The sequence below is a fragment of the Mesorhizobium sp. M7A.F.Ca.CA.002.04.1.1 genome, from assembly GCF_004022805.1.
Classification (GTDB): domain Bacteria; phylum Pseudomonadota; class Alphaproteobacteria; order Rhizobiales; family Rhizobiaceae; genus Mesorhizobium; species Mesorhizobium ciceri.
The window spans coordinates 1-4776 of record NZ_RZPL01000450.1; the positions used below are offsets into that span (position 1 = coordinate 1).

Genomic DNA, 4776 nt, shown 5'->3' on the forward strand with positions numbered 1-4776 from the left:
CGCCGGACTTCCCAATGCAAAATGGCACGATGCCGACCTGCTGGTGAACTGGATCCGGGCGGTCAAATCGGCGCCGGAGATCGCCTATTTGCGCAAGGCATCGACGCTCGCCGAAGCTGCCGTCACGCGAGCCTTCGAGGTGATCGCGCCGGGCGTTCGCGAATGCGACGCCATCGCCGCCATCCAGGCGGCGCAGATCGCGGGCAGCCCGGATTTTGCCGGCGACATCACAGCGCTTCCGCCGACAATCCTCGGTGGCGAGAATGCCTCGGCGCCGCACATCATGTGGAGCGACAGGCGGTTTGGAGAAAACGAGACGATTGCGCTGGAACTTGCCGGCGTTTGCCGCCGCTATGCCGCCGGCCTCGCCAGGACCATGCAGCTTGGCAAGACGCCGACAAATGTCTCGGATACCGCCAAAGCGGTGATCGAGGGCATGGACGCGGTGCTCAACGCGGTCAGGCCGGGAACGACTGCCGAAGCGGTCGAAGCTGCCTGGCGCAAGGTCATCCAGCGCTACGGACTGAAGAAGGAATCGCGCATCGGCTACTCCATCGGCGTCGCCTATCCGCCGGATTGGGGCGAACACACGATCAGCCTCAGGCCGGGCGACAAGACGGTGCTTGAACCGGGCAACGTCGTTCATTCCATCCTTGGCATGTGGATGGACGGCTGGGGCATCGAGGTCAGCGAGACCATCCTGGTCACCGAAACCGGCCACGAGACCCTGACGAAGTTCCCGCGAGAGATCCATGTCAAATCCTGAGGGTTCGGCCACGGCGGGTGGTGTTGCGAAAACCGTGACGACCGATATCGACGCCGGAATTCTCGACCGGATGATCGAGGTCCGTCGCCATCTGCACCGCAATCCCGAGCTTTCGAACCAGGAGGCCGGCACGCAGCGTTACCTCAGGCAGATGCTGGTGGATCAGGGAATCGTCGACATTCGCGACGTCGCCGGCTTTGGCCTTGCCGTCGATATTGTCGGCGCCGGCAGGCCGTCAAATCGAAAGATCGCCATTCGCGCCGACATCGATGCCTTGCCGATCGAGGAGGAGTCCGGCGTCGATTATGCATCGACGAATCCAGGTGTGATGCATGCCTGCGGTCACGACGCCCATGCATCGATGGCTTTCGCGGTGGCCGCGCATCTTCACCAGTCGCGGGACAGTTTTGGCGGTACCGTTCGCCTGATCTTCCAGCCGGCGGAGGAGGACGAACCGTCGGGCGGCAAGCGGGTGGTGGAAGAGGGGCTTCTCGACGACATCGACGCCGCCATCTGCGTCCACGTCGATCCGTACACACCGACCGGCAAGATCGCCGTCGGCTCCGGTCCCTACACTCTGGCCTGTGACACGTTCGATGTGGCCGTCATCGGCTCGGCGGCACACGCGGCAAAACCGCATGAAGGCGTCGATGCGTTGGCCGTGGCTTGCTCCCTGGTGAGCGAATTGCAGAAGATCGTTTCGCGCGAGACCGATCCGTACGATCCGCTGGTGATTTCCGTGACTGCCATCAATGGCGGCAACGCCTACAATGTCACAGCCGGCAGGGTCACGTTGAAAGGCACCATCCGCAGCGGCAGCGATGCAACCCGCGAGCGGGCCTGGCACCGCGTTCGTACGATAGCCGAGGGTATGGCGACGAGCCACGGCGCGCGTGTCGAGGTCGACATCCACAAGGGCGAACCCGGCGTCGTCAACGATGTCGAGATGACAGAGCTGATTGCCGCCAGCGCCAAGGCCTGCATCGGTGCCGACAACGTCCTCAACACGCCCGGATGGACGATCGCGGACGACTTTGGCTACTACAGCGAGAAACGTCCTTCGGTCTATTTTCGGCTGGGAATCCGGAACGAGGAGATCGGATCGGTCTTTCCGCTCCATCACGCCCGGTTTCGTGTCGACGAGGCCGCGTTGAAGGTCGGCGCGACCACCCTGGTTGCGGCAGCGACGGCGTTTCTGTCTACGGGAGCGCCTTAGTCAGCCATCATGATGGTCATCGGCGCATGGGGCAGGAGCCTGGGATCGCTTACAGATACTGGGCGACCTTCTTGCCGACCGTGAGGAAGCGCAAGGGATCGATCGCTTCGCCATTGTGGCGGACTTCGTAGTGCAGATGCGGGCCGGTCGAGCGGCCGCTGCTGCCGGTCTTGCCGATGACGGCGCCGGCGTCCAGTTTCTCGCCGACGGTCACGTCGATCTCGCTGAGATGCCCGTAACGTGTCGCAAAACCATTGCCATGGTCGACTTCAACCATGCGGCCATAGCCGCCGTTCCAGCCGGCCTTGGTGACGGTGCCGGGCGCCGTGACCTTTGCGGCCATGCCGATCGGCGCCCTGAAATCCATGCCGGAATGCAGTGCCGCGGTGCCGAGGATCGGGTCGGTGCGCACGCCGAACGGGCTGGTGACGGAGTGGCCCGGCGCGGGGTTGGTCAGCGGCAGCTGGCGCGCTTCTTTCTTGAGATGGTCGAGCGCGTCAAGCGCTTCGTCCAATTCCTTGACCTTGCTGTCGAACATCATCGAACTGTCGAGCGGGATCAGCGGTCCGCCGACGTCGCTGTCGCCCTTGCCGAAGTCGCTGTCGACGGGCAGTCCGGCCGCCTCGAGCGCCTGGGTGATGGCATCGGCGCTCTTATAGGCATTGTCGGCAAGCGTGCTGATGCGGGTCAGTTGATCGCTCTCGATGGATTTCAACGACTGGTTGATCGAGACGAAGAGCTTGTCGGCACGATCGGCGGCTGAATCATTGGGCAGCGGATCGGAGCGGGTTGACCACAGCGAGAACGGCCTTGTGTCGCCGGCGCCGAGATCGGCGCTCAGGCTGGCGACCGCATAATTCCGCGCGGGCTCCTTGATGCTGCCGGTCACTTCGGCGCGTTTGTCCGGCTTCGCAGCCGCTGCCGGATCTTCGGCCGGCGCTGCGCCGACCTCGCTCTCGGCGCGTTCGAGCAGCGGACCAAGGCGGCCATGACGCTGGCTCAACTGGCTCTGGCGTTCAAGCAGTTCGCTGACCTTGGTTTCCATCAGCTGCTGGTCGAGCAACTGGCGGCTGGTGATGCGGTCGACCTGGGCGCGAAGCGCCGAAATGCGATCTTCATAGGCTTGCTGCATGCGCGCCTGACGCGCCGTTGTGGCGCCGATCAAATCGTCGCGCAGCACGAGATAGGAGGTGGCCATGAGGTAGCCGACGGCAATGGCGGCCAGCGCCGAGCCGATAAAGGCCGCCAGCCACGGTCGGATCGTAAAATGCCTGATCTCGTTGCCCCGGGCGATGATGACCGTATGGGGCTCCTTACGCTTGCCGAAGACTGCGGACTGACCGGTTGCGTTCACGGGACCAAGCTTTCGTTTACGACACCACGACAGCTTGATTACACATTATTAGGGTTAACAAAGGCTTGCAGCGATAGCTTGCTCGCAGCGATTGCCCGCCAGGCGTGCGTAAGGTTGCAAGGGAACCTGGGCCAGCCTCGCCGGCAAACCTCAAAGCGCTCGAACGGCCTCGAGCACCTCTTCGGCATGGCCCTTGACGCGGACCTTGCGCCAGATCCTGGCGATCCGCCCGTCGCGGCCGATCAGGAACGTCGCGCGCTCGACGCCCATATACTTGCGGCCATACATCGATTTCTCGACCCACAGATGGTAGGCCTCGATCACCGTGCGCTCCTCGTCGGCGGCGAGGTCGATGGTGAGATTGTATTTCGACTTGAACTTGTCGTGCTTCTTGACGGGGTCGGGCGACAGGCCGATCACCACGGCGCCGGCCTTCTCGAACTCCGGCTTCAACTGCGAGAAGCTGATCGCCTCCTGCGTGCAGCTTGTTGTGTCGTCCTGCGGATAGAAATAGAGCACGATGGGCTTGCCGGACGATGCGGCAAGGCTGACCGATCCGCCGCCGTCCCGCGGCAGGTCAAATTGCGGCGCAAGATCGCCTACGTCGAGGTCAGCCATACCGATGCCCTTGTTTGAGGTTACGCGCGAAGCCACACCGATATAGTGTCGGACGGGGATTCGTCCACGATCGAGTTCGTACAACGGAAAATTGCGTGGATCAGGAGCGACCGCAGCACGAGAAGATCCGGTTCAGGCGTGATGAGATCACCGACCTGGGGACCTTTCCGTCCGCCTGCCGTGTGCCGCCGCTTGGTCAGGCGTCGATCGGACGCGGTTTTCGCATCCTGTCGCGACTGTTCGCCGGTCTGGTCGCTTTCGTGCTGCTGGCCGCCGTGCTCGTTTATCTGGTTGGCGCCTCCGGCATCGGAGCCGACCGGCTTCGCGCCGAGGCGGAAACGGCGCTTGAGAAACTGGCGGGCGTCGATGTCAATGTCGCGGTCGGGCCTGCCCGCATCACGCTCGACGGTTCGAGTTTCATCGCGCTTCAGGTCAGCGACGTCAGCTTGAAGACATCAGACGGCAAGCCGATGGCCGATGCCGGCCGCGTGCGCTTCGGCGTGCGTCTGTTCCCGCTGCTGTGGGGAGATGTGCGGCTGACCAGCGCCAGGATCTCGGATGCCCGCATCGTCGTGGCGGCGATGCCGTCAGGCGGCGACTGGACCGCCGGCCTGCGCAATGCGGACGGCCTCATCGATCCGGAGAAGCTGTCCGCCGCGGTGTTCGGAAACATCAACCACGCACTCGATGCCGTGCGGGAGGATTCGCTGCGTCGCATCGATCTTCGCAATGTCGAATTCGTGCTGCCCGAAACCGGAGCGATCAAGCTCGTCAAGATCACCGACGCCACCGTCGTGCAGTCGGGACCGGGCGGCATGGAGT

The 4776-nt window shown here is 63.5% G+C and carries 4 protein-coding genes and 1 pseudogene; 3 read left to right on the forward strand and 2 right to left on the reverse strand.

The window, feature by feature from the left end:
- Both ENZ75_RS21350 and ENZ75_RS21355 read left to right on the forward strand, forming a co-directional pair.
- Positions 1-766, forward strand: a 766-nt coding sequence (locus ENZ75_RS21350; RefSeq protein ID WP_128278294.1) for a M24 family metallopeptidase, incomplete at its 5' end; no start/stop codon positions are given.
- Positions 753-1982, forward strand: a complete 1230-nt coding sequence (locus tag ENZ75_RS21355; RefSeq protein ID WP_063167799.1) for an amidohydrolase — start codon at positions 753-755, stop codon at positions 1980-1982. The genes ENZ75_RS21350 and ENZ75_RS21355, both read left to right, overlap by 14 nt.
- Before the next feature lie 49 nt (positions 1983-2031).
- On the opposite strand, the gene ENZ75_RS21360 is transcribed toward ENZ75_RS21355, so the two are convergent.
- On the reverse strand, positions 2032-3336 hold the full coding sequence (locus ENZ75_RS21360) for a M23 family metallopeptidase (protein ID WP_063167800.1): 1305 nt from the start codon (positions 3334-3336) through the stop codon (positions 2032-2034).
- A gap of 150 nt (positions 3337-3486) precedes the next feature.
- Complete coding sequence (locus tag ENZ75_RS21365) at positions 3487-3954, reverse strand: peroxiredoxin (RefSeq protein WP_063167801.1); 468 nt, start codon at positions 3952-3954, stop codon at positions 3487-3489.
- A 95-nt stretch (positions 3955-4049) separates the two neighbouring features.
- On the opposite strand from ENZ75_RS21365, the pseudogene ENZ75_RS21370 reads away from it, so the two are divergent.
- Positions 4050-4776, forward strand: a pseudogene (locus ENZ75_RS21370) (hypothetical protein); the annotation flags it as partial.